This window comes from Streptomyces sp. NPDC020362, from assembly GCF_040642095.1.
Lineage (GTDB): Bacteria > Actinomycetota > Actinomycetes > Streptomycetales > Streptomycetaceae > Streptomyces.
Map to the genome: position 1 here is coordinate 43,831 of NZ_JBFAET010000016.1, position 24,003 is coordinate 67,833.

Consider the following 24,003-nt stretch of genomic DNA (forward strand, 5'->3'; position numbering starts at 1 on the left):
GGCGTCCGGGGCCGCCTCGGGCGAGTGGCACGGCCGTGTGCTCAGCCGCGCCACTCCACCTTGAAGACCCACACGTACCGGCCCGCCTTCCGGGCAGCCTCGGGTACGTCGATCACCAGCGCGCCCTTGCTCACCGTCCAGGTCAGGGGCCGGTCGTGGCCGAGCAGGGTCACCCGGTCACCGGCGCGTACGGGTACCGGGGCCTCGACCGTGAGCCTGGGGCCGGGTTCGGCGAGGGAGTGGATGTAGAACGCCTCGTCCGGGCGGACCGTGAAACGCAGGTCGGTCCCGAGCTGGGCCATCCGCGACCAGTAGGTGGTGTCGTACACCGCCTCCCCGTTGACCTTCAGCCAGGCGCCCGTCTCGCGCAGCCGGGTCTGCATGATCTCGGGGATCGTGCCGTCGGCGCGCGGGCCGATGTCCAGGAGGAGGTTGCCGTTCTTCGAGACGATGTCGACCAGGCTGTGGACCACCTCCTCGGCGGTCATGTACGCGGAGTCCGGGGTCGCCCGGTTGTAGCCGTAGCTGAACGGGTCCAGGCCACGGCTCGACTCCCACTTGGCGACGACCGTGTTCTCGTACGTCGTGTACTCGGGGGTCGTGAAGTCGTGGACGTCGACGCCCGAGCGGTTGTTGACGGTGACGTCGATCGGGCGGGCGCGGTTCTTGGCATGGTTGAAGTACTCGGCGAGCACATGGAGGCTGTCGTTGGCGCCGCCGATGTCGCACCAGATGATCTCGGGGTCGTAGCCGTGGATCAGCTCGAGCATCTGTGGTGCCTGGTAGTCGCGGACGTAGTCCTTGCCGGAGGTGTACCCGGTGTACGGGACCGGCTGGAGGGTGTAGGGGTTGCGCGGGGCGTGGCCCATCCACGGGTTGTCGGGGTTGAACCACTCCGGCATGGAGAAGTAGAGGCCGCGACGGAGTTCGGGGGCGTAGCGGCGGGAGGCCTCGAAGAGTTCCCCGACCAGGTCCCGCTTCGGGCCCGCCTTCACCGCGTTGCGGTCGGAGACCTTGGTGTCCCACAGGGCGAAGCCCTCGTGGTGCTTGGAGGTCAGGACGTGGTACTGCGCGCCCGCGTCGCTGAACAGCTCCACCCAGGCCCGCGGGTCGAACTTCTCGGCGGTGAAGCGGGGGATGAAGTCGTCGTAGGCGAAGTCCGCGCCGTAGGTCTCCCGGTGGTGGGCGTACACCGCGTTGGCCGGGTCCTGCATGTGGTTCCAGTACCACTCGGCGTACTGCTTGCCGACCGGTGACCAGGCGGGCACCGAGTAGACGCCCCAGTGGATGAAGATGCCGAACTTGGCTCCCTGGAACCAGTACGGCGCCTGGTGTGCCGAGAGAGAGGCCCCGGTGGGTTCGTAGTCGGCGGTGCCGAGGGTCAGCGCAGCCCTGCTCGTGGCCGCCCGGGCGCCCCGGCCGGTGACCGTGACCGTGCCGTCCCGGCGGGTGCCCGGCGCAGTGCCCGGGCGGTTGCGGATGCCGATGCGGACGCGGGCCTGTTCGCCGGGGTCGAGGCGGCGGATGCGAGCGGGCTGGACCGTGCGGGCGCCCGGGACGTCGACCGTCACCGACACGCCGTCCGCGGCCAGTACGGCGACCGTGCCCGCGTTGACGACGGTGGTCTCCACGCCCTGCGCGCCGGAGGGTTCGAGCAGGGAGGGGGTGGAGTGCGGGGCGCGCAGGGCCAACGCCCGTCCGTCGGCGGCCGGTTGGAGGGTGAGGGCGAAGAGGTGCAGGGACGCCTTGTCCGGCTGGGCGGGGCCGGTCACGGGCAGGGTGAGGGCGACGGCCTCGCGGGCGGGGTCGAGCCAGACCTCCGCGACGCCGATACCGACGGCGTGGTCGTCCCTGCCGCCGTCCGGCCGGTAGCGGTACGGGGCCGAGAGGGGGCCACCGGCCGCGTACCAGTCGGCGCCGCCGAGGCTCGCGCTGCTGGTCGTGCCGTCGGCGTAGTGGACGGTGGCCGCCCCGGAGGCGTTGCCGTAGCTCGCGGCGGTGAGGAAGAAGGCCGACAGGTAGTGGCCCTGCGGGAGGTCGAGGCGCTGGCCGAGGGCGACGGCGTTGTTGCGGGCTCCTGCGGTCGCGGCGGGGAAGAGGAAGGGCACGCCGTCGACCTCGATGCGGCCGGCGGGCAGCTCCTCGCCGGGGAAGGTGTAGCCGGAGCCGTCGAAGTCACCGCCGCGGGCGGAGGCGGTGTCGATGCCGTCGTTGTCGTAGAGGGCGTCCAGCGGGACGGGCACGGGGTCGGGGACGGTGGCCCACGGTCCCTGACGCTCGCCGGCCCGAGCGGAGGTCGCCGTGGTGAGGGGGAGGGCGGCCGCGGCGGTCACGCCGGCTGCCGCACCCAGGATTCGACGTCTGGGATACGTGCTCATGAGCGGCTCCCATGCATCCGATTCATCGGAGGTCTGATGATGGTGTCAGCATCACGGCACTGTCAACGGGACGGTCGGAGACGGTAGTTGAGCCATAGATCGGATGACAGATCCCATGTCTGCCATCGGGCTCTCGACGCGCCGCGCCCGACCGTGCACAGTTCTCCCTGCGCCTCGATTCATACCGACGAGTAGCCAAGGAGTGCCCGTGAGCAGCTGGGCCGGCCGGACCGCCGCCGAGATCGCCGCCGCCGTACGAGGGAAGGAGGTCACGCCACGGGAGGTGGTCGCGGAGCACCTCGCACGGATCGAGCGGCTCGACGGCCGGGTCGGGGCGTTCCGTACGGTCCGGGCCGAGGCGGCGCTCGCGGAGGCGGACGAGGTGGGCGCCCGTGCCGATCTGGCGGGACTGCCGCTCGCCGGGGTTCCGGTGGCGGTGAAGGACAACCTGGCGGTGCGCGGCGAGGCCGCCCGCAACGGCTCCGCCGCGACCCCGGACGCCCCGGCCGCCGAGGACCATGTGACGGTGGCCCGGCTGCGGGCCGCCGGCGCCGTGGTCGTGGGTCTGACGAACGTACCCGAGCTGTGCGTCTTCGGCACCACGGAGGGTGTGCACGGCACCGCCCGCAATCCGTGGGACATCACCCGGACGGCGGGCGGCTCCTCCGGTGGCAGCGCGGCCGCGGTGGCCGCCGCTCTGGTGCCGCTCGCGCTCGGCAACGACGGCATGGGCTCGCTGCGCATCCCGGCGGCCAACTGCGGGCTGGTCACCCTGAAGCCCGGGCACGGGGTGGTGCCGGCGGGGATCGGCAACGGCGACTGGTTCGGCATGGCGGAGAACGGGCCGCTGGCCACCACGGTCGAGGATCTGCGGCTGATGTTCGACGTCCTGGCGGACGCCGGCGCCGGCCGCCCTGAGGAGGAGCCCCCGCCCCGCAGGATCGCCGTCGCGCTGCGCAGCCCGCTGGCCGGGGTGAGCGTGAGCAAGCCGTATACGACCGCGGTCCGGGAGGCGGCCGGGATGCTGGCCCAGGCCGGTCACCGGGTCCGGCGGGCCGAGCCGCCCTACCCCCTCTCCCTGGGCGTGACCTCGCTGCAGCACTGGACGGCGGGCACGGCGATGGACGCGGCGGGTCTCGATCCGGCGCGGCTGGCCCGGCGGACCCGGGTGCACGCGGCCGTGGGCCGGCGTTTCCTGCCCGCCGTCCGCACCGGCGACGGACGCGAGCGGCTGCGCGCCCGGCTGACGCCGTTCTTCACCGAGCACGACGTCCTGCTCACCCCGGCCCTGGCCCGCCGCTCCCCCAAGGCCGGCCCGTGGCACGAGCGGGGCTGGCTGCGCAACCTCTTGGCCAATACCGCCTATTCGCCCTTCACCCCACCGTGGAACCTGACGGGCTGGCCCGCGATGTCGGTCCCCTTCGGCACGCTCCCCTCCGGCGCCCCCTGCGCCGTACAGCTGGTGGGCCGCCCGGGTACGGAGCCCGGCCTGCTGGCGCTGGCGGAGGAACTGGAGCGGCTGAGCCCCTGGCGCCGCACGGCCCCGTCGCCGGACAGGGGCCGGGCCTGAGGGGGTGGAGGGTCAGTCGAGGGGCTTGTACATGATGTGCAGGCCCACCCGGCCGTGGCGGGGATGGTCGTAGGCGTCCGGGACCGTGCCGAGGACGGTGAAGCCGAGGGAGGTCCACAGGCCGACCGCGGGGTTCGTCTCCACCACGGCATTGAAGACCATCGCGCGGTAGCCGTGGCTCTTCGCCTCGGCGAGGAGGTGCTCGGCGAGGGCCCGTCCGATGCCCTGGCCGGTCCGGTCGGGGTCGACCATGAAGCCCGCGTTGGCGACGCCCGCGGCGGGGCCGCCGTAGTTGGGGGTGAGGTAGGCCGAGCCGACCACGGTCCCGGCGGGGTCCTCGGCCACGTAGACGCGCTTGGGGGGACTCATCCACAGGGCCCGGGCCGCCTCCTGCGACGTCTCGGGGTCCCAGGCGTAGGTCTCGGCGGCGGCGACGATCCGGTGCCAGAAGGGCCAGATCCGCGGCCAGTCGTCGGCCGCGGCCTCTCTGATCAGCATGGGCGTGAGTCTGTCACGCCCATGCATGCGGCGATCGCGACAGTCCGGCCGACGGGTCAGTCCACGCTCGGCAGGATGTGGGGTTCGGCGAGGTCGTCCTCGTAGCCCGCGAGGCGGATCGGGGCGGACCGGGCCCACACGTCGAGAATTCCGAGTTCTCCGGGGCGGCGGCCCCTGCGCTCCGTACGTTCCTTGGGGCGTTCGTCGCGATTCGTCTTCTCCGGTGTCACCGCGCACTCCTTATGTGTCGGGTCCCCTTCGGGGCGTACCGGACGGTCTGCGCTCCGGCACTCGTTGCCCGCTCGGGTCTGCATGGAAGGCCTGTTCGGACGCGGTGGCGCCGGTTTCTCGTGTCGGAGCAGGCCGTTGTCGGCCGGCTCACCCCGCGACGGACGGTGGGCGTGGGTAGCACCCCGTACTGCTGTCCGTCCATTCCAGATTAACCAAATGAGCGCACGTCCGCTCGATAGGGAGTGCAAACAAGGTGTAACTAATGTGCTTCATTTAGCGCCCCAATGCCCTTCAATATGCCGCTATTTGCCACAAAGCGCATCACTCGCCTCTTCCGACGAATCACCCACTCGGCCTACTTGTACGAACATGGCTTCGAGTCCGAGTGGAGGGCCTGCGCTCCTAGGCGGCGCAGTTCAGGTGCCGTTGGCCGAGCCGCAAGGTCGCCATGGTCTGGTGGCGGGCGGCAACGGCTGTCTCGCGGAAGGACTGACGCATGGAGCTGCGCAGCGTCGAGGAGCTGATGGATCTGCTCTACGCCGGAGGGCACCAGCACGCGCTGCGGACCGCCGCGCTGCTGCGCCGCAGCCGCCCCGCCGACAAGGAGCTCCAGGTGGCGGGGCTGATCCACGGGATCGGGCCGGTGCTGCACCCGGCCGACGAGGCGGGGCGGGCGCGCAGCGCGGCCGAGGCGGTGCGCCCGCTGCTCGGGGAGCGGGTGTTCCGGCTGGTGCGCGGGGACTCCCACCCCGCCGGACCCGCCGAGGACGATGCGCTGCGCCTGCGCCAGGCCACCGAGGAGGGCCGCACGGCACGCTTCGACGCCGGGGTGCTGGAGGACTGGCGCACCGTACTGGAGCTGCTCGCGGCCCGGAACGCGCGACTCGGCGCCGTCGACTGAGCGCGGGCTCGGCCGGACCCCTGTCGTCTGACGGCCCGTCATGAGACGGTACGGCGATGACCTCGTCGTACGGGCTCGAAGGCAGGGCGGCCGTCGTCACCGGTGGGACGCGCGGGATCGGACGCGCCGTCGCCGGAGCGCTGGCGGCCGCCGGTGCGCTGGTGTGCGTGACCGCGCGGGACGCGGGCGAGGTGCGGCGCACGGCCGCCGCGCTGGGCGGGATCGGACTGGCCGGGGACGTGGCGGGCCCGGGCCATCCCGAGGAGCTGACCGATCTGGTGCTGCGCGAGTTCGGACGGCTGGACGTCCTCGTCAACAACGCCGCGACCAACCGCCCCTACGGCGCCCTGATGGAGGCCGGCGCGGATGCGTGGCGGGAGGCGTTCGCGGTCAACGTCGAGGCACCGCTGCGGCTGGTGCAGTGCGCCTGGCGGGGGTGGATGCGGGAGCACGCCGGGGTCGTCGTCAACGTGTGCACGGAGGGTGCCGGGCATGTCGGGCCCCACGTCGGCGCCTACGGCACCACCAAGGCGGCCCTGCTGCATCTCACCCGGCAGCTCGCGGGCGAACTCGCTCCCCGGGTGCGGGTCAACTCCGTCTCCCCCGGACTCGTGCGCACCGAGATGGCCCGGTTCGTCTGGGAGCCGGGCGAGGCGGAGGTGGCCGCGGGGCTGCCGCTCGGGCGGATCGGGGAGCCGCAGGACGTGGCACGGGCCGTGGTGTGGCTCGCCTCGGACGCGGCCGATTGGATCACGGGCGCCGATCTGCTGGTGGACGGCGGGACACGGGTGCGGGCCGCACGCGCGGCGACCGGGTACGCCGTGCACGACCGCCTGCGGGCGCACGGCCCCGCGCCCCTTCCGGGGCGCGGGGCCGTCTAGCGGGGCTGCTCCGTCCCGGGCGTCATGCGGACGGCCGACGCCCGGTGCGAGCCGCTACCACTTGCCGGGCTCGTAGTCCTTCAGGAAGACGCCGTACACGTCCTCGCCCGCCTCGCCGCGCACGACCGGGTCGTAGACGCGGGCCGCGCCGTCCACCAGGTCGAGCGGCGCGTGGAAGCCGGCCTCGGCCAGGCGCAGCTTGTCGTAGTGCGGACGCTCGTCGGTGATCCAGCCGGTGTCGACCGAGGTCATGAGGATGCCGTCGGTCTGGAACATCTCCTGCGCGCTGGTCCGCGTGACCATGTTCATGGCCGCCTTCGCGGCGTTGGTGTTCGGGTGCCCGGCGCCCTTGTAGCCGCGCCCGAAGACGCCTTCCATCGCCGAGACGTTGACGACGTACGCACGGCCGCTGGCGGCCTTCTTCGCGGCGTCCGCCATCGCCGGGCGCAGGGCGCTGATCAGGATGAACGGCGACGTGTAGTTGCACAGCTGGGTCTCCAGCAGCTCGACCGGCGAGATCTGGTCGATGGTCTGCACCCAGGTGTTGGTGTCCACGACGTCGGGGACGAGACCGCCCGCGTCGATGGCGGTGCCGTCGAGGTGCCGGGCGACGCTCGCGTTGCCCGCGACGAGCGCGAGGTCGGCGACCTTCTGCGCGTCCAGGCCGCTGGTGCCTACGGGCAGCGCGGCGATGCCGTCGACGGCGCCGGAGTTGAAGGCGCCGATGACGTGGTGGGCGGGCAGCTCACCGGCGGGCAGCGGGGCGCTCTCGCCCTCGACCAGGGCCGCGTAGGCGGAGGGCAGACGGCGCACGGTCTGCGTCGCGTTGTTGATCAGGATGTCCAGGGGCCCGGCCTCGGTGACCCGCTCGGCCAGGGCCACGGCCTGCGCCGGGTCGCGCAGGTCGATGCCGACGACCTCCAGCCGGTGCATCCAGTCCGCCGAGTCGTCCATGGCCTTGAACCGGCGGATGGCGTCCTTGGGGAAGCGCGTGGTGATGGTCGTGTGGGCGCCGTCACGCAGCAGCCGCAGCGCGATGTACATGCCGATCTTGGCACGGCCGCCGGTGAGCAGCGCGCGCTTGCCGGTCAGGTCGGCTCGGGCGTCGCGCTTGGTGCGGTTCAGGCGGGCGCAGTCCGGACAGAGCTGGTGGTAGAAGTAGTCGACCTCGACGTAGCGGGTCTTGCATGTGTAGCAGGAGCGGGGGCGCTGGAGTATGCCCGCGATCCGGCCCGCCTCGGTGATCGACGACGGCAGGATGCCCTCGGTCTCGTCGTCGATGCGCTGGGCGGAACCGGTCGCGGTGGCCTCGGTGACCGCCTTGTCGTGGGCGGTCTTGGCGGCCCGGCGCTCCTGGCGGCGGCGCTGCTTGACCGTGCGGTAGACGCCGGCCGTGGCCCGGCGCACCGCGATGGCGTCGGGGTGGTCGACCTCCAGCGTGTCGAGTTCCTCGAGCACGCCGAGGCAGACGGCCAGGCGCTCGGGGTCGATGCCGGGGCCGTACTCGACCTCGTCCATGGCCGTCGGGCCGTCCTCTGTCACCGTCATCGCGCTGCCGCTTCCCTGGTCACCCGCGCGGCGCTCCGACTCGCGCCCGCTTTCGAACGGGGAATTTTACGGAGCACCGGGCCCCTGGGCCAAACCCGATCAGCTCAGGCCCGGCAGGCCGTGATCAGCGTCTGCACCTCGGCCGTCACCGCGCGCGCGAACACATCGAGATCCGGCACGGCCTGCGCGTCGGCGACGAGCCCGTAGTGGACCCGGCCGCGGTACGTCGAGATCGCGACCGCCAGGGCCTGGCCGGGCGCGAGCGGGGCGAGCGGGTAGACCTCGGCGAGCTGGTTGCCGCCGAGCCTCAGCCCGAATCCGGGCAGCGGCACGCTGGTGACCAGGATGTCGAACCAGAGCCGGGCCGCCTGGCCGACCAGCGGGCCGCCGAGCCGGTGACCGAGGGCGGGCACATGGTCGGCGAGCAGCGCGACCGCACCGGCTCCCCGGTTGGGTCCCGCGTCCTTGTTGCGGATCATCGCGGTGCGGACCGTGTCGAGGCGGCGCAGCGGGTCGGGGTCGTCCACCGGGAGCCGTATCAGGTACCCGGAGAGCCGGTTGCCCTGTGGGTGGGCGGAGCGCGGGCGGCGCCGCGAGACGGGGATGAGGGCACGGGGCGACACGCCCTCGCTGCCGTCGCCGCGCTCGTCCAGCCAGCGGCGCAGCGCACCGGCGACGACGGCGATGAGGACGTCGTTGACGGTGCCGCCGACGCTCTTGCGGACCCGGTGCACGTCGTCGATGTCCACGACGACGCCGGCCGTGCGGCGGGTGCCGGTGGGCGCGGAGGTCAGCGCGGACGAGGGGCGCATGCCGAAGGTCGACCGGGCCAGCGATGCGCCGATGTCCAGGGCGCGGCCCATGTCGGACAGTGCGCCCTTGACCAGCTGGGGGATCAGACCGGGAAGTCTGCGCACGTCGGAGAGCAGACCGCGGGACGGCTCGATGGCACGCGGGCCGCGCTCGGGCAGGTCGACCGGGTCGAGGACGCCGGCGGCGAGCTTGAGCGCGCGCAGCCCGTCGGCCAGGGCGTGGTGGAACTTGAACAGCACGGCGAAGGAGACTCCGTCCTCGCCGGGCAGGACGTGCGCCTCCCACGGTGGGCGGTCGCGCTCCAGCGGACGCTCCATCAGCTTCCCGGCGACCGCGTGGAAGTCGGCGGTCGGGGCGTGCAGCCGGACGTGGTGGAGCGGGTCGAAGTCCGGGTCGTCCTCGCGGGCGGCGCCGCCGAAGGCGAGCGGCTGCCAGACGTCCCGGATGCGCATGCGCAGCCCGGGCACGGCGGCAGCCCGGGCGGCGAGCAGATCGGCGGCGTGGGCGCCCGCGGTGGGCGAGTGCGCGGTGAAGACGCCGAGCGCGCCGAGGTGCATCGGGTGCCGGTCGGACTCCATGTTCCAGAAGGCCAGGTCGAGAGGAGCGAGCAGGTCGGAAGTCAAGGGCTTGCCTCGCGTCGACGACGGGGGAGGTGTCAGTGCAACAGTCAAAGCGTGCGAGCCGATTACGGTCAAGTACGATCACGTTACGCACAGTTAACGACAGATTAAGACCCGCCCCTGCGAAAGGGGCGGGACTCATGAGACTCCTGAGGTCACTTCAGGACCGGGGGTGCCGCCTGGGGTGACGTACCCCACTCGGACGGGCGCGAGCCGACCGTGAAGGCGAGGGTGCCCAGGGAACGCAGGGCACCCGTCGTCAGATAGGTCCGCGTGTGCGCGGTCCCGTCGGTGTGCACGGCCTGGACGTAGCGGTTGCTCGCCGAGGTGCCCGGGGCGGTGACCGTCAGCCGGCCGCCCGGCCAGAAGCGGCGGTCCAGGGTGAGGTCGACGCGGTCGAAGACCGGCGTGGACAGGCCCCAGGTGTCGTAGCCGGGCTGGATCGGGAAGAGCCCGATCGACGACAGCACGTTCCAGGAGGACATGGTGCCGAGGTCGTCGTTGCCGGTCATGCCGGTGGGTCCGTCGGTGAAGAGGGTCAGCGCCGCATGCACGACGTCCGTGGTCTTCCAGGGCTGGCCGGTGGAGAGATAGGTGTACGGCGCGATGAGGTCGGGCTCGTTCATCGGGTTGTACTTGTCGGCGTTGTAGTAGTTGTACGCGTCGCCGTGCACCCACACCTCGCGGGCCGTCTTCCCCGGGTCCGCCAGCAGCCGGTCGTAGGCGAAGAAGGTGTCCAGGCGGTCGTTGGCCGCGCGCTCGCCGCCGATCAGGCCGACCATGCCGGGCAGGTCCTGCGGGACGAGCCACTGGTACTGCCAGGCGGTGCCCTCGTGGAAGCCGATGCCGCGGGCCGGGTCGGCCGAGCCGGTGAAGGCGCCGGCGGCGTCCCGGGCGCGGAAGAAGCCGGTGGCGGGGTCGAAGATCTTCCGGTAGTTCTGCGCCCGGGCGGCGTACCGGGCGGCGTCGGCGTCATGGCCGAGACCGCGTGCCATCTGGGCGAGCATGGCATCGGCGAGGGCGTACTCCAGGGTGACGGAGGCGCCGTGCCGGTAGTCGGAGTCGCCCATCTTGGCGTACGGGCGGTCCTTGTCGTAGGGGGCGAAGCCGTGCGCGATGTACTCGGCGTTGGCCTCCCGGCCGATGCCCGGGTAGGCGGCCGGCGGCACCCCGTCGGCGTTCTCGCGCAGCACCCGGTAGGCCCGCTCCTCGAAGCCCTTGAGCAGGCCCATGTGGTAGGCGGTGGTCAGGAACGGGGTGACCGGGTCGCCGCTCATGATGTTCGTCTCGACGGGGCCGTAGCCCCACTTGGGCAGCCAGCCGCCGTCCTCGGCGACCTTCACCACGGACAGGGCCATGTCCCGTGCCTCACGGGGCGCGAGCAGGGCGAGGAGCTGGGCCTGGGTGCGGTAGGTGTCCCACAGGGACCAGTTCTGGTAGTACGTGAACCGCTCCGCACGGTGGACCCGGCGGTCCCAGCCCGTGTAGCGGCCGTCGGCGTCACTGCCGATGTTGGGCGCGAGGAACGAGCGGTACAGCGAGGAGTAGAACGTGCGGCGCAGCGCCGGGTCGCCGCCGTCGACGCGGACGGCCGCGAGCCGCCGCTCCCACTGCTCGCGGGCCTGCTCGCGTGCGGCGTCGAAGGACCGGCCGCCCTCGGCGCGCAGGTTGACGGCGGCGCCGCGTGCATCGACGTACGACAGGGCGGTGGTGGCCTCGACGGTACGGTCCTTCGTCGTGTCGAAGCGGACGTAGGCGCCGCCGGTCCCGGTGCGGGCACCGGGGGTGACCTTGGAGCCGGCCCAGGTGCCGTACGCGGTGAAGGGCCGGCTGAAGCGGGTGACGGTGTAGACGGAGTAGGGGCCGGTGTCACGGCAGAATCCGTGGCCGGTGATCTCGGTGCGCACGGTGTGGTCGTCGAGGATCTCCACCGTGCTGCCGGTCGCCTGGTGCAGCGACTGGACCGCGTTCAGCAGGACATTGGCCTTGTCCGTGGCCGGAAAGGTGTAGCGCTGCACACCGGTGCGCTCGGTCGCGGTCAGCTCGGCGCGGATGCCGGAGTCCAGGCCGACGCGGTAGTAGCCGGGGCTCGCCTCCTCGTTCTGGTGCGAGAATCCGGCGGCGTACTTCGCGTAGTCCGTCTGTGTGACGTCGCCGGTGGTGGGCAGCACGGGCAGGTCGCCGCCGATCCGGCAGCCGACGCCCGAGAGATGGACCAGCGAGAAGCCGCGGATGTGGTTCTGCGTGTAGTCGTAGCCGGTGCTGTGCCCGGTGTCCGGGGAGAGCTGCACCATGCCGAAGGGCACGGCGGCGCCGGGGAAGGTGTTGCCCTCGTTCTGGCTCCCGATGAACGGGTTGACCAGGTCGGTGAGGTGGCCGTCGGTCCGCTCGGCGGCCCGTGCGGTGGGGGTGGCGATCAGCGCGGACGCTGCCATCACCCCGGCCAGGCACAGCCGCGTGCGCCGGGTCCCTCTCATGGCGGATGACCTCCGAAGGTTCGACATCGTTGCCTGCATCGTGCGGGGCGAACGAGGCGAACTCGGGTATCCCGGGCGGAATGTGTCGGCGCGTCGCGTCGGCCGCCGCCCGGGCGAGGGCAGCGGCCGGCCCGCTACGACACCCGCCGGCCCTTCCCCAGGGCGATCACCCCGCCCCGGGAGACGGTGTACAGCGCGGCGTCCCGCTCCGGGTTGACGCCGATGGTCGCGCCGGGCGGCACCTCGACGTTCTTGTCCAGGACGGCACCGCGGACGACCGCTCCCCGGCCGATGCGCACGTTGTCGTGCAGCACCGAGCCCTGCACCACCGCCCCCGGGTCGACCCGGACGCCCGGCGACAGCACGGACCTGCTGACCTGGCCCCGGATCAGGCAGCCCGCGCTGATGATGGACTCGCTCGCGATGCCGCCCGCGTTGAAGCGGGCCGGTGAGAGCTGGTTGGAGTGGGTGTAGACCGGCCACTGACGGTTGTAGAGGTTGAACGCGGGGCGCTCGGCGATGAGGTCCATGTGGGCCTCGTGGTAGGCGTCCAGGGTGCCCACGTCCCGCCAGTAGCCCTGGTCTCGGGTCGTCTCGCCGGGCACATGGTTCTCGCTGAAGTCGTACAGCTGTGCCTCGCCGCGGCCGGTCAGCTGGGGCAGGATCGAGCCGCCCATGTCGTGGACGGACCGGGTGTCCTCGGCGTCCCGGTGCAGTGCCTCGATGAGCGCCTTGGTGGTGAAGACGTAATTGCCCATCGAGGCGAACACGCGCTCGGGGTCGTCCGCGAGACCGGGAGGGTCGGCCGGCTTCTCCAGGAAGCGCTCGACGCTGCGGCCGTCCGGGCCCGGGGTGATCACCCCGAAGGAGGAGGACTCGGCGCGCGGGACGCGGATGCCGGCCACCGTCACGCCCGCTCCGCCCTCGATGTGCTGGTGCAGCATCTGCCGCGGGTCCATGCGGTAGACGTGGTCGGCGCCGAACACGGCCACGTACTCGGGCTGTTCGTCGTGCACGAGGTTCAGGGACTGCAGGATCGCGTCGGCGCTGCCCAGGTACCAGCGCGGGCCGAGGCGCTGCTGGGCGGGGACCGGGGTGACGTAGTTGCCGAGCAGGCTGGACATCCGCCAGGTGGTGGTGATGTGCCGGTCCAGCGAATGGGACTTGTACTGGGTCAGCACGCAGATGCGCAGGACGTCGGCGTTGACGAGGTTGGACAGCACGAAGTCGACGAGCCGGTAGGTGCCGCCGAAGGTGACGGCCGGTTTGGCGCGGTCCGCGGTGAGCGGCATCAGGCGCTTGCCCTCCCCGCCCGCCAGAACGATCCCGAGCACCGAAGGTCCCCCACGACGCATGGCCGCTCCCCTCACCCTGGTTGAACCATGGCTGCCCCGAGCAGACCGGACTAAGCCTGCTTGAGGATCTCCTCGTAGAGCCCGGCGGTGCGCCGGGCCACCGCGTCCCAGCCGAACTCGCCCACTGCGCGCTCGCGTCCCGCCTCCCCCATCCGCCGGGCCGTCTCCCGGTCGCCGAGGACGGTGTCCAGCGCCCGTGCGAGGCCCTCCTCGAAGCCGTCGTCCACGTCGATGAGGAGGCCCGTCCTGCCGTCCTCCACCACCTCGGGGATGCCGCCGACCCGGGAGGCGACCACGGGGGTGCCGCACGCCATGGCCTCCAGGTTGACGATGCCGAGGGGCTCGTACACCGACGGGCAGACGAACACGGCGGCGTGCGTGAGCAGTTGGATCACGTCCGCGCGCGGCAGCATCTGCGGGATCCAGAACACGCCCGCACGGACCCGGCTCAGATCCGCGTACAGCTCGCGGAACTCGCGGTCGATCTCCTCGGTGTCGGGGGTTCCCGCGCACAGCACGACCTGCGCGGCCGGGTCGATGTCCCGGACCGCGCGCAGCAGCTGGGGCACGCCCTTCTGCCGGGTGATCCGGCCGACGAACAGGACGTACGGGCGGGCGGGGTCGAGTCCGGTCCGGGTGAGGACGTCGGTGCCGCGGTGCGGCCGGTACAGGGTCGTGTCGATGCCGTTGTGCACGACGTGCACCCTGACCGGGTCCAGCGCCGGATAGCAGGCGAGGACGTCCTCGCGCATGGCCCCCGACACGGCGATCACGGCGTCCGCGGCCTCGATCGCGGTGCGCTCGGTCCAGCTCGACAGGGCGTATCCGCCGCCCAGTTGCTCGGCCTTCCAGGGGCGCAGCGGCTCCAGCGAGTGGGCGGTGACCACGTGCGGGATCCCGTACAGGAGTTTGGCGAGGTGGCCGGCGAGATTGGCGTACCAGGTGTGGGAGTGGACGAGGTCGCGGCCTTCGAGGGCGGCGGCGATGGAGAGGTCCACGGAGAAGGTGCGCAGCGCGTCGTTGGAGCCGTCGAGGGCGGTCCAGGGGCGGTGGCGTCTGACGCCGACGCCGCGGCCCTCGCCCCAGCAGTGCACCTCCAGGTCCACCAGGGAGTTCAGCTCCCGGGCGAGGAACTCCACATGGACGCCCGCGCCGCCGTACACGTCCGGGGGGTACTCCCGGGTCAGCAGTCCCACTCGCACCCGACAACCCCCTTGTACCGGTGGCAGGTTCCCTTCATGGTCACCCAGATGCGGCGCCCGGGGAAGAGCGCGGCGGACGGGTGAAGCAGCAGTCGCCGCAGACTCCGCCGCCGGGGACGCGGTAGTACAGGCAGCAGCTGCGGCGGCGGAAGGCCGTGCCGGTGCGGGTGCCGGTGGTGCGCAGGAGCGGATGGGCGAGGAGTGCGTCCGTGAGGGCGCGGGCCCGGTCCGCCACCTCGCCACGGCCCGTCGCACGTGCCCAGCGGTCCAGTTCGCGGGCCGCGCCGGCCAGCGCCGAGCCGGCGTTGCCCCACAGCAGACCGGCGGCGACGCCGTAGCGGGCTCTCAGGGCTTCCCCTAGGGGTTCCAGATGGCCGTGCAGCACGGTGTCCGCGAGCGTCCCGGCGTCCCCGGCCAGCGGGTGCACCTCGATCAGCCACAGGTCGTCGGGAGCGGTGGCGGTGGCGTCCCAGCGCAGCAGCCGGGGGTCCAGGTCCGGCACCCGGCCGTACACGGCGGCGCAGCCCAGGGCCACGGACCACAGGCGGGCGGCGAGGCCCTGCTGGCTGATGGAGGCGGAAACCCTCGGCTCAGGAGCGCGCAGACGGTCCCCGACCGTGGCCACTCGGACAGCGAGCGCGTTGCGGTGGACATCCGACGGCGCCGTTCCATAGGTCTGCGCGAGGGTCGGCAGGGCTGAGCAGGCGGGCGCCGCCGTGGCTCCGGTCGTGAGCAGGACGAAGAAGCCGCCGAGCGGGCGGAGCGCGGCGAGATGAGGGTCGAGGTCCACGACAAGCACTAGTACCAGGCGCCGCCTTGGCCCGGGAGTCGGGGTCTCCATCCGCTGACGCCCCCCTTGGGGATGATCGTGGGGATGGCGTACTCCATCGGTAGTAGGACCCATTGCGTGCTCAGGTACGACGACGGGAGGGACCCGAGCGGGCAGAGTGTTCGCTATGAACGCCGACCGTACGCCGCACCGGGCCCACAGGGCCCGCCGCACGCAGAGGAATGGCCGATGAGCGCCCTCGCGTTGTCCGTGCTGCTGTCGTTCGTCTCCGCCGTCACGTACGCGGGCGGGGCGATCGTGCAGGAGCAGGTAGCGGTGTCCTGCCCCGACGGGTCGTACATGCCGCTGCGCCGGGCGGGCTGGTGGGCGGGACTGGCGCTGAACGGGCTCGGCGGCGTGCTGCACGTCGTGGCGCTGGCCTACGGCCCGCTCAGCCTGGTCCAGCCGCTGGGCGCGCTGACCATCGTGTTCGCCCTGCCCATGGCGGCGCTGTTCGTCGGCCGCAGGGCCGGGGCCACCGCCTGGCGGGGCGCGATCATGGCCACGGTGGGCCTCGCCGGGCTGCTGTCCCTGGTCGGCTCGTCCGACACGCACTCCCTCGACGGGGCTCACCGGGTGGCCGTCGCGCTGGTCACCGGCGGTGCGGTGGTGGCCCTGATGATCGCGGGACGGGCCGCGCACCGGCACCCCGCCGTGCGCAGCGTGCTGCTCGCCACCGGCTCCGGCATAGCGTTCGGCATGTCGTCGGTGTTCACCAAGACCGTCGCGGTCGACTGGGACAACGGGATCAGCCTCGCGGAGGTGCCCTCCCTCGCCGTCATAGGTGTGTTCGCGGCCGTCGGCGTCCTGCTCTCCCAGGCCTCCTACCGCGGCGGTGGTCTCGCCGCGCCGCTGGCCACGCTGACGGTGGTCAACCCGGTGCTGGCCGCCGCGGTCGGCATCCTGATGTTCGGTGAGACGTTCAGCTACGGCACCACGGGCACCGTGCTCGCGCTGGGCTGCGGCGTGGTGGCCGGCGGCGGTCTGATCCTGCTGACGACGGAGCGGCTGGAGGACGCTCCGGCTGCCGAGCCGGTTCCGCAGACCGCGTTGGGCGAAGCCCGCGAGGTGGTCGTGACCCTGCCCCAGCAGCGTGCGGCGGCGGAGCCGGACGAGCGGGTCGGGGGGGCTGCCGATTCCCCGCCCGAGACCGTCTCGAAGGACGTGGTCGTGCCGGACGGGCTCGGCCTGGGCGATGCGCTCGTACGGGACGGCCAGGGTCTGGACGATGCGCTCCTACGGGACGGGCACGGTCGCGACGATGCGCTCCTACGGGACGGGCACAGTCTCGAGGACATGCGTGCCGCGGACGGCACCGCCCTGGAGGAAGCCCTGGAGGACGTGTTCGCTCCGGCCCCCGACGGCAGCGGCGCGGCGGAGGGCGAAGGTGGCTCACCGCCGGCCCTCTGCGCCCTTCCGATGCCGTATCTGCCGCTGTCCGCGAGCTTCCACGTGGTGCTGCCGGTCCCGGACCGGCAGCACGCGCGGGTCAGATCCTGACGCCGCCGGCCCGCAGATAGGCGAGCGGGTCGACGTCCGTACCGAAGCCGGGCCCCGTCCGCACCTCGAAGTGCAGATGCGGGCCCGTGACGTTTCCGGTGGCCCCGGACCGGCCGATGCGCTGGCCCGTCGACACGCTCTGCCCGACCCGTACGGAGATGGCCGACAGGTGCCCGTACTGGGTGTAGCGCCCGTCGGCGTGCCGGATCACCACCTGATATCCGTAGGAGCCGCCCCAGCCCGCGTCCACCACGTGCCCGGCCGCTGCCGCATGGACGGAGGTGCCGGTCGGCACGAGGAAGTCGACCCCGGTGTGGTAGCCCTTCGACCAGTGCGACCCCGCCTCGTGGTAGCCGGTGCCGATGGAGGCGGTCACCGGCGCGACGAGCGCGTGGACGCCGGGTGACGTGTGGTGCGTCGAGGTCCTCTTCGGCGCGGGCGCCTTCTTCTCCGAAGGGGCTTTCCTCTTCGGGGACTTGGCCCTGGTGTCGGGGTGTCCTGTGTGCGTGTCGGACGACGGGGAGGCGGTCCCGTGCAGGCTGAGCCGCTGGCCCGGCAGTATCAGGTCGGGGTCGGACCCGATGGTGGTGCGGTTGCCCGCGTACAGCCGCCGCCAGCCGCCCTGGACGTGCTGCTCGCCTGCGATGCCGGAGAGGGTGTCGCCGTGCACGACCGTGTACATCTCGGCCCGGCCGGCGCGGGACTGCGGTGTGGTGTGCGGCTGCACGTCCCGCACGGACGAGGTCCTGACCGGGTGGGTCGTGGCGTTGTCGGTGTGGATGTCGGGCGCGCCGCCGCCCCGGGTCAGCCCGGCGCGTACCGAGCACACCGGCCAGGCGCCGGGGCCCTGCCCGTCGAGGACCTTCTCGGCGACGGCCATCTGCTGGTCCCTGGAGGCGAGGTCGGCGCGCGCCGCGTACCGGGTGCCGCCGTAGGCCTCCCAGGTGGACCGGGTGAACTGCAGCCCGCCGTAGTAGCCGTTGCCGGTGTTGATGCTCCAGTTGCCGCTGGACTCACAGGCCGCGACCTTGTTCCAGGTGGAGGCGTCGGCCGCGTCGGCGCTGCCGACGGCGACCAGAGGGATCGCGAGGCCGGCGCCGCCCGCCGTGACGGTGAGTGAGGCGCGGTTGATCCTGTTCGGCTGGTACCGGCGATGCCGGCCGCGTACGGCCATGTCCGAAATCCCCTCGACATGCGTCAGGAGCGGCAAAAGTATGCGCCGCGAACAGGCCATGACAAGACGGCAAATCGGCCTCCTGTGCCACCCAAGTGGCCGAGAACGGGCCTTCCTTGGCGGGGTCGGCGGTGTGCGCCGGGGCGCGCTGAGGCACCGGCGCGTTCCGTGCGTAATCAAACGTGGCGGGTCGGATGTGCGCTCGCCGTAGCGGCACGTCAGGATGGGCGAGGGCCCGTACTGACGGAGCCGTAGTCACGAGGCAGCTAGGGAGCAGGCGGTATGAGCACTTCAGCGCAGATCGGCGTCACGGGTCTCGCGGTCATGGGCCGCAACCTCGCCCGGAACTTCGCGCGCAACGGCTACACGGTCGCCGTGCACAACCGCACGGTGTCGCGGACGAAGGCTCTGGTGGAGGAGTTCGGCACGGAGGGCGACTTCATCGCGGCCGAGACCGCCGAGGAGTTCGTGGCGGCGCTGGAGCGGCCGCGCCGCCTGGTCGTCATGGTCAAGGCCGGTGGTCCGACGGATGCGGTGATCGAGGAGTTCGCCCCGCTCCTGGAGCCCGGCGACATGATCATCGACGGGGGCAACGCGCACTTCGCGGACACCCGCCGCCGGGAGAAGGCACTGCGCGAGCAGGGCATCCACTTCGTCGGCATGGGCGTCTCCGGCGGTGAGGAGGGCGCGCTGCACGGGCCGAGCATCATGCCTGGCGGGCCGAAGGAGTCCTACGACTCCCTCGGCCCGATGCTGGAGAAGATCTCCGCGAAGGCGGCCGACAGCGCGCCGTGCGTGACGCACGTGGGCCCCGACGGCGCCGGTCACTTCGTGAAGATGGTGCACAACGGCATCGAGTACGCCGACATGCAGCTGATCGGCGAGGCGTACCAGCTGCTGCGGGACGTCGCCGGGTACTCCCCCGCGCAGATCGCGGACATCTTCCGCACCTGGAACACCGGGCGCCTGGACTCCTATCTGATCGAGATCACCGCCGAGGTGCTGTCCCACGTGGACGCGGCGACCGGCAAGCCGTTCGTGGACGTGGTGGTGGACCAGGCCGAGCAGAAGGGCACCGGCCGCTGGACGGTGCAGATCGCGCTGGATCTGGGTGTGCCGGTGTCGGGCATCGCCGAGGCCGTCTTCGCCCGGTCGCTGTCCGGGCACGCGGCGCTGCGGGCGGCTTCTGGGGACCTGGCGGGGCCGAAGCCGACCGCGCTGAGCGAGTCGGAGGCGTCCGCGTTCGCCGACCGCGTGGAGCAGGCGCTGTACGCCTCGAAGATCGTGTCGTACACGCAGGGCTTCCACGAGATCGCCGCGGGCAGCGAGGAGTACGGCTGGGACATCGACCTCGGTGCCGTCTCCGCGATCTGGCGCGGCGGCTGCATCATCCGGGCGGCCTTCCTGGACCGCATCCGCGCCGCGTACGACGCCCGCGCCGACCTGCCCAGCCTGCTGTCGGACGAGACGTTCGCGCAGGAGATCGCCGCCGCGCAGGACGACTGGCGCGAGGTGCTGGTCGCGGCGACGCGGCAGGGGGTGCCGACCCCGGGCTTCGCGGCGGCGCTCGCGTACTACGACGCGTTGCGGGCGGAGCGGCTGCCTGCGGCGCTCACACAGGGGCAGCGGGACTTCTTCGGGGCCCACACGTACCGGCGGGTGGACCGGGAGGGCGCGTTCCACACGCTGTGGGGTGGGGACCGGACGGAGGTTTCGGCCTGAGGGCCGGTTCGATCTGTGTGCCTGAGCGGGCGGGGTTCTGTGTGCCTGAGCGGGCAGGGTCCTGTGTGCCTGAGCGGGCAGGGGGATGGTCGTGTCGCGCGTACCGGCCCGTTGTGGCCGGTCGCGCAGTTCCCCCCCGCCCCTCGGGGGCGCTGGGCCCGCCCGTTGTCTTCAGGTGAGGGGTGGGCCCGGTTCCGGGTTCGGGACGGGTTCGGGGCCCGGCGGGATGGGGGACGGTGAGGGTTCCGGCGGGGCCGGGGGCGGCGCGGGGGGCGCAGGAGGTGGCGGGGGCTCCGGATCCGGACCCGGGCCCGGTTCCGGAGGCGGGACCGGGCTGGGGTAGGGGTCCGGCGGGGTGGGGCCCGGGGCCGGTGGTGGGCCCGGGGAGGCTGGGTCGGGGTACGGGGTCGTCATGGCTGGCCTCCGGGCGCTCGCTGGAAACGTCGCCTCTGGACTACTCCCCGCGTACCCGGGCGTCGCCCGGCCACTCACCTCTGCGCGCGTCCAAGGCCCGCACCACCGGTTCACGCGTCCCGGACCGTCCCGGGCCCGCAGCCGGTTTCGGGACGGGGGTCAGAACCGTCCCGGGTGGGCGCGCAGCCAGTCCTTCGCGGCCGCGAGCAGCTCCGGGTCGGCCGCCGGGGCCACGGCGGGGTGGCGTTCGGCCCACTTGACGACGTACGGGCACAGCGGGGCGACCGGGATGCCCTCGCGCTCGGCGACGGCGTACAGCTCACGGGCCAGGGATCCGGCGATGCCCTTGCCCTCGTGGGCGGGCTCCACGATGGTGTGGACCGGGACCAGGGCGCGCGCGGGTGATTCGAGGACGAAGTACTCGATGTGACCGACCACTTCGCCCTCGCCGACGGCCTCCAGGCGGCCCGCCGCCCGGTCGTCACGGATCTCGATGTCGCTCATGGCACGCACGCTCCTGGTCGTGGTCCGCCACTCAGGCCGATGCGGCCTGCGGGCTGCGCTCCTGGTCCGAACCGGGAACCGGCTCGGACGGGTCGGCACCGAGTGCGACGATCCGGTTGGCGGCGTCCACGTGCACGACACTCGGCCTGAGCGCCCGCGCCTCGGCGTCCGTGACCTGAGCGTAGCTGATGATGATCACCAGGTCGCCCGGATGTACGAGGTGGGCGGCCGCCCCGTTGATCCCGATCACACCGGAGCCGCGTTCGCCCTCGATGACGTACGTCTCCAGACGGGCGCCGTTGGTGATGTCGACGATGTGGACCAGCTCGCCGGGAAGCAGGTCGGCGGCGTCCAGCAGGTCGGCGTCGATGGTCACCGATCCCACGTAGTGCAGGTCGGCCTGGGTGACGGTGGCGCGGTGGATCTTGGACTTGAACATGGTGCGCAGCATTGGCGTACTCCCCAAACTAGGCTCCCTGCCTGCGTTCTTGCAGGTCAAGGGCTGTTCTCACACCCTATCAACGGGGACCAGAATAGGGATCGGCAGCCCGGACTCGCACCGAGATCCCCGTCACGTCGCCTGTCATGTCCGACGGCCGAACGGGTTTACCGCGAATGATTCCTGAATACTGAGCACTCGGCATTCGCCAGTTACACCGTGCACCGAAATCTGACAAGGCCCGTACAGGAAGTACTTGTCATCCCTGGTGGCTATATACTTCGTGGACTGAAAAGCGAAGTAGAAGAACTCACCCCTCTTCGCCCCCATTTCATCCTCTTCAAACAGAGCAACCTCATTGTCCCAACCAACGGACATCTGCCGGACAAATTCTGCCGCCAGCCGCTCTGCTTGCTCCATCGTATACATCAGTTCACCCTCGTCTGTTTTAAGTCTCGCCCATATCCGCCGCCAAGGTGACTTCCTCGCCGTATCGGATGAACGGCCGACGGATCCTGTGCGGTGCCCGTCGTCGCGCTCGGCTCGCCGCACTGCCCCGGTGCCGCCCCGTGCACCCGGCGTCTTTCCTGGCTCGTCCACCATCAAGTCCCCGCCGCAGAGCGGCCTTTCAACCCTGATCAATGATCAAACTCCAGTATGTTCACAAGTCGCGAACAGCAAGGACAACCGCCTGCCCGCCAAGCACGGTCAAAGGATTCCTCAAGGCCGAAGGACGCCGACGGAGCGGATGCACGGCCGAAGTGCCGACCGACGGCGTCGCCCTTCTGGTGGCCCCGGCCCCGGGCGCTCGCCCCCGGCCACGTCGCCACGCCGACCCTCCCGTCCGCCCCGGCGGCCGTAGTCGGCGCTCGCGTCCTCCGTCCGACGCAGGCGTGAAAGCGCCTTTCGCCCGACGCAGGCGTGAAACGGCCTTTGCAGGAGCACCCTTTCGGCTCTTGCCTCTTCAGTAGCGTCTTTCGATCGAAGGGGATGGGATGAGCATGTACGACTACGTCATCGTCGGCGCCGGATCCGCGGGCTCCGTGCTGGCGGCGCGCCTGTCGGAAGACCCCGGCGTCCGCGTGGCGTTGATCGAGGCGGGCGGCCCGGACACCGCACAGGAGATCCACATCCCCGCCGCCTTCCCCCAGCTCTTCAAGTCCGGCCTCGACTGGGACCTGGACTCCGACCCCGAGCCGGGGATCGGCGGGCGGCGGACCTACCTGCCCCGCGGCAGGATGTTCGGCGGCTGCAGCTCGATGAACGCAATGATCTACATCCGCGGCAACCGCGCCGACTACGACGGCTGGGCCGCCGCCGGGGCCGCGGGCTGGGGCTACGCCGACGTGCTGCCGTACTTCCGGCGCGCCGAGGACAACGAGCGCGGCGAGGACGCGTTCCACGGTGTGGGCGGGCCGCTGACCGTCAGCGACGGCAGGTCCCGGCACCCGCTGTGCGCGGCCTTCGTGCAGGCCGCCGAGCAGGCCGGGCACAAGGCGAACGACGACTTCAACGGCGAGAGCCAGTTCGGGGTCGGGCGCTACCAGCTCACGCAGCGCGCCGGCCTGCGCTGCAGCACGGCCGTCGCCTATCTGCACCCCGCCCTCGGACGGCCGAACCTCACCGTGCTCTCCTCGGCCCGTGCCCACCGCGTGGTGATCGAGGGGGGCCGGGCGACGGGTGTGGAGGCGGAGCGGGGCGGCACCGTCGAGCTCGTCCGCGCCGAGCGCGAGGTGATCCTGTCAGCGGGCACCTACGAGTCCCCGAAGCTGCTGATGCTGTCCGGGGTCGGGCCCGCCGCCGCCCTGTCCGCCTTGGGCATCGACGTCGTCCACGATCTGCCGGTCGGCCAGGGCCTGCAGGACCACTACATGACACTGCTGAACTTCCGCACCCACACCGAGTCGCTGATCGGCGCGGCAAGCCCGGAGAACGCCGCGCTGCTGCAGAACGAGGGACGCGGCCCGCTGACCTCCAACATCGGCGAGACGGGCGGCTTCTTCGGCAGCCGCGACGGCCTGGACGCCCCGGACCTGCAGTTCCACGCCGCTCCCGTGCTCTACCGCCAGGAGGGCCTCGAAGCCGCCACCGAGCACGGCCTCTCCTTCGGCCCGTGCGTGCTCGCCCCGGCCGGCCGCGGCGCGGTGACCCTGCGCTCCGCGCGCCCGGACGCCGCGCCCCGCATCGTGCACAACTACCTGACGACGCCCGAGGACCGGGACTGCATCGTCGCCGGCATCCGGATCGCCCTGGAGATCGCGGCGCAGCGGGCGATGGCCGCCGTCGTCACGGGGCCGTACGCCGACACACCGGAGGCTTCGGACTCCGACGCGGACCTGCTCGCCTGGGCCCAGCGCTCCGGCCACACGCTGTACCACCCGACGTCGACCTGTGGCATCGGCACGGTGGTCGACCCCGAGCTGCGCGTGTTCGGGGTGACGGGCCTGCGGGTCGTCGACGCCTCGGTCTTCCCGACGGTGCCGCGCGGGAACACCAACGCGCCCACGATCATGGCCGCGGAGAAGGCGGCCGACCACATCACGGCGGGCAAGAACGTCGAGGGAGCCGCGCGATGACGGGTGTCCCGGCCGGCGACCGACCGGATGTGGGCCTTCGGCCGGCCCGCCGACGACCTGGTCCGCGGCAAGGCCGAGTGCGGAACCGGTGCCGCAGCTGTGGCCTTCTCTGTCATGACGACGTCCGGCACGACGGATGTGACGGTGACCCCGCGGGAGAGGCGCCGGACCGTGGCGGCCGGCGCGGTTGTCGCGTTCGTTCTCAATACCGTAACGGTGGCCGGCCCAGTGGCCGCCCTGGATGCCGGCTGAGGGCTGTCCCGTAACGGGGCGCTATCTACCGTTGTGCCTCCGGCCTCGATCAGGCGGATTCCGAGAGCTGCTCAAATGAGTACGCACTGGAGCACATGTGTCGAGGTGACTTCCGCCTC

The 24,003-nt window shown here is 72.0% G+C and carries 19 protein-coding genes and 1 pseudogene; 7 read left to right on the plus strand and 13 right to left on the minus strand.

All coding sequences use genetic code 11. The features are described 5' to 3' along the window. Positions 1–41 precede the first annotated feature (41 nt). Positions 42–2,378, minus strand: coding sequence for an alpha-L-fucosidase (locus tag AB0H32_RS09750; protein WP_361116973.1), 2,337 nt, complete (start codon positions 2,376–2,378; stop codon positions 42–44). Between the two features lie 208 nt (positions 2,379–2,586). On the opposite strand from AB0H32_RS09750, the gene AB0H32_RS09755 reads away from it, so the two are divergent. Continuing rightward, positions 2,587–3,948 carry an amidase family protein gene (locus AB0H32_RS09755; protein WP_361116977.1) on the plus strand — a complete coding sequence of 454 codons (1,362 nt, stop codon included), beginning with the start codon at positions 2,587–2,589 and terminating at the stop codon, positions 3,946–3,948. Between the two features lie 12 nt (positions 3,949–3,960). Here AB0H32_RS09755 and AB0H32_RS09760 read toward each other — a convergent pair whose 3' ends face one another. Both AB0H32_RS09760 and AB0H32_RS09765 read right to left on the minus strand, forming a co-directional pair. Then, a complete protein-coding gene (locus AB0H32_RS09760) occupies positions 3,961–4,446 on the minus strand; it encodes an N-acetyltransferase (RefSeq protein ID WP_361116980.1) in 486 nt (161 codons plus the stop codon). A 56-nt stretch (positions 4,447–4,502) separates the two neighbouring features. Further along, positions 4,503–4,676, minus strand: coding sequence for a hypothetical protein (locus AB0H32_RS09765; protein ID WP_361116983.1), 174 nt, complete (start codon positions 4,674–4,676; stop codon positions 4,503–4,505). Between the two features lie 497 nt (positions 4,677–5,173). Between AB0H32_RS09765 and AB0H32_RS09770 the strand changes: the two genes are divergently transcribed. Continuing rightward, a complete protein-coding gene (locus AB0H32_RS09770; protein WP_361116986.1) occupies positions 5,174–5,578 on the plus strand; it encodes a hypothetical protein in 405 nt (134 codons plus the stop codon). Positions 5,579–5,634: 56 nt separating this feature from the next. Then, positions 5,635–6,459, plus strand: a complete 825-nt coding sequence (locus AB0H32_RS09775) for an SDR family oxidoreductase (protein WP_361116989.1) — start codon at positions 5,635–5,637, stop codon at positions 6,457–6,459. 54 nt (positions 6,460–6,513) lie between these two features. Here AB0H32_RS09775 and AB0H32_RS09780 read toward each other — a convergent pair whose 3' ends face one another. The 6 genes from AB0H32_RS09780 to AB0H32_RS09805 form a co-directional block, all read right to left on the minus strand. Further along, on the minus strand, positions 6,514–8,007 hold the full coding sequence (locus tag AB0H32_RS09780) for an SDR family NAD(P)-dependent oxidoreductase (protein ID WP_361116992.1): 1,494 nt from the start codon (positions 8,005–8,007) through the stop codon (positions 6,514–6,516). A 104-nt stretch (positions 8,008–8,111) separates the two neighbouring features. Further along, positions 8,112–9,443 (minus strand): wax ester/triacylglycerol synthase family O-acyltransferase, encoded by a 1,332-nt coding sequence (locus tag AB0H32_RS09785; RefSeq protein ID WP_361116995.1) that lies wholly within the window; start codon positions 9,441–9,443, stop codon positions 8,112–8,114. Between the two features lie 152 nt (positions 9,444–9,595). Beyond that, positions 9,596–11,917, minus strand: coding sequence for a GH92 family glycosyl hydrolase (locus tag AB0H32_RS09790; RefSeq protein ID WP_361116998.1), 2,322 nt, complete (start codon positions 11,915–11,917; stop codon positions 9,596–9,598). A 134-nt stretch (positions 11,918–12,051) separates the two neighbouring features. After that, entirely contained in the window at positions 12,052–13,272 is a 1,221-nt protein-coding gene (glgC, locus tag AB0H32_RS09795; protein WP_361117001.1) for a glucose-1-phosphate adenylyltransferase, read from the minus strand. 50 nt (positions 13,273–13,322) lie between these two features. Beyond that, positions 13,323–14,474 carry a glycogen synthase gene (gene glgA / locus AB0H32_RS09800; RefSeq protein WP_361117004.1) on the minus strand — a complete coding sequence of 384 codons (1,152 nt, stop codon included), beginning with the start codon at positions 14,472–14,474 and terminating at the stop codon, positions 13,323–13,325. A 40-nt stretch (positions 14,475–14,514) separates the two neighbouring features. Next, positions 14,515–15,264: a (2Fe-2S)-binding protein gene (locus AB0H32_RS09805; RefSeq protein ID WP_361117007.1), complete on the minus strand. Its 750-nt coding sequence runs from the start codon at positions 15,262–15,264 to the stop codon at positions 14,515–14,517. A gap of 228 nt (positions 15,265–15,492) precedes the next feature. Here AB0H32_RS09805 and AB0H32_RS09810 point away from each other — a divergent pair, with 228 nt between their 5' ends. Beyond that, positions 15,493–16,803, plus strand: a complete 1,311-nt coding sequence (locus tag AB0H32_RS09810) for a DMT family transporter (protein WP_361117010.1) — start codon at positions 15,493–15,495, stop codon at positions 16,801–16,803. Here the strand turns inward: AB0H32_RS09810 and AB0H32_RS09815 are convergent. Further along, on the minus strand, positions 16,793–17,977 hold the full coding sequence (locus tag AB0H32_RS09815) for a transglycosylase family protein (protein WP_361117013.1): 1,185 nt from the start codon (positions 17,975–17,977) through the stop codon (positions 16,793–16,795). The genes AB0H32_RS09810 and AB0H32_RS09815 overlap by 11 nt on opposite strands. A gap of 282 nt (positions 17,978–18,259) precedes the next feature. Between AB0H32_RS09815 and gndA the strand changes: the two genes are divergently transcribed. Then, positions 18,260–19,699: an NADP-dependent phosphogluconate dehydrogenase gene (gene gndA, locus AB0H32_RS09820; RefSeq protein ID WP_361117016.1), complete on the plus strand. Its 1,440-nt coding sequence runs from the start codon at positions 18,260–18,262 to the stop codon at positions 19,697–19,699. A gap of 573 nt (positions 19,700–20,272) precedes the next feature. Here gndA and AB0H32_RS09825 read toward each other — a convergent pair. The 3 genes from AB0H32_RS09825 to AB0H32_RS09835 all read right to left on the minus strand — a co-directional run bounded on the left by AB0H32_RS09825 (position 20,273) and on the right by AB0H32_RS09835 (position 21,485). Next, a complete protein-coding gene (locus tag AB0H32_RS09825; RefSeq protein WP_361117019.1) occupies positions 20,273–20,617 on the minus strand; it encodes a GNAT family N-acetyltransferase in 345 nt (114 codons plus the stop codon). Positions 20,618–20,648: 31 nt separating this feature from the next. Then, a complete protein-coding gene (gene panD, locus AB0H32_RS09830) occupies positions 20,649–21,068 on the minus strand; it encodes an aspartate 1-decarboxylase (protein ID WP_361117023.1) in 420 nt (139 codons plus the stop codon). Between the two features lie 132 nt (positions 21,069–21,200). Further along, the gene (locus AB0H32_RS09835; RefSeq protein WP_361117026.1) at positions 21,201–21,485 is read right to left on the minus strand and encodes a hypothetical protein; all 285 of its coding nucleotides are present in this window, start codon (positions 21,483–21,485) and stop codon (positions 21,201–21,203) included. A gap of 566 nt (positions 21,486–22,051) precedes the next feature. Between AB0H32_RS09835 and AB0H32_RS09840 the strand changes: the two genes are divergently transcribed. Both AB0H32_RS09840 and AB0H32_RS09845 read left to right on the plus strand, forming a co-directional pair. Beyond that, complete coding sequence (locus AB0H32_RS09840) at positions 22,052–23,632, plus strand: GMC family oxidoreductase N-terminal domain-containing protein (protein WP_361117029.1); 1,581 nt, start codon at positions 22,052–22,054, stop codon at positions 23,630–23,632. Between the two features lie 102 nt (positions 23,633–23,734). Then, positions 23,735–23,884, plus strand: a pseudogene (locus AB0H32_RS09845) (DUF1345 domain-containing protein); the annotation flags it as partial. Positions 23,885–24,003: the final 119 nt, after the last annotated feature.

What these genes read in the sequence shown, in the direction of transcription:
- AB0H32_RS09750 (WP_361116973.1), bottom strand. Translation starts at nt 2,378, where the DNA reads ATGAGCACGTATCCCAGACGTCGAATCCTGGGTGCGGCAGCCGGCGTG.
- AB0H32_RS09760 (WP_361116980.1), bottom strand. Translation starts at nt 4,446, where the DNA reads ATGCTGATCAGAGAGGCCGCGGCCGACGACTGGCCGCGGATCTGGCCC.
- AB0H32_RS09770 (WP_361116986.1), top strand. Translation starts at nt 5,174, where the DNA reads ATGGAGCTGCGCAGCGTCGAGGAGCTGATGGATCTGCTCTACGCCGGA.
- AB0H32_RS09775 (WP_361116989.1), top strand. Translation starts at nt 5,635, where the DNA reads ATGACCTCGTCGTACGGGCTCGAAGGCAGGGCGGCCGTCGTCACCGGT.
- AB0H32_RS09780 (WP_361116992.1), bottom strand. Translation starts at nt 8,007, where the DNA reads ATGACGGTGACAGAGGACGGCCCGACGGCCATGGACGAGGTCGAGTAC.
- AB0H32_RS09790 (WP_361116998.1), bottom strand. Translation starts at nt 11,917, where the DNA reads ATGAGAGGGACCCGGCGCACGCGGCTGTGCCTGGCCGGGGTGATGGCA.
- glgC (WP_361117001.1), bottom strand. Translation starts at nt 13,272, where the DNA reads ATGCGTCGTGGGGGACCTTCGGTGCTCGGGATCGTTCTGGCGGGCGGG.
- AB0H32_RS09810 (WP_361117010.1), top strand. Translation starts at nt 15,493, where the DNA reads ATGAGCGCCCTCGCGTTGTCCGTGCTGCTGTCGTTCGTCTCCGCCGTC.
- AB0H32_RS09815 (WP_361117013.1), bottom strand. Translation starts at nt 17,977, where the DNA reads ATGGCCGTACGCGGCCGGCATCGCCGGTACCAGCCGAACAGGATCAAC.
- gndA (WP_361117016.1), top strand. Translation starts at nt 18,260, where the DNA reads ATGAGCACTTCAGCGCAGATCGGCGTCACGGGTCTCGCGGTCATGGGC.
- AB0H32_RS09825 (WP_361117019.1), bottom strand. Translation starts at nt 20,617, where the DNA reads ATGAGCGACATCGAGATCCGTGACGACCGGGCGGCGGGCCGCCTGGAG.
- panD (WP_361117023.1), bottom strand. Translation starts at nt 21,068, where the DNA reads ATGCTGCGCACCATGTTCAAGTCCAAGATCCACCGCGCCACCGTCACC.
- AB0H32_RS09835 (WP_361117026.1), bottom strand. Translation starts at nt 21,485, where the DNA reads ATGTATACGATGGAGCAAGCAGAGCGGCTGGCGGCAGAATTTGTCCGG.
- AB0H32_RS09840 (WP_361117029.1), top strand. Translation starts at nt 22,052, where the DNA reads ATGAGCATGTACGACTACGTCATCGTCGGCGCCGGATCCGCGGGCTCC.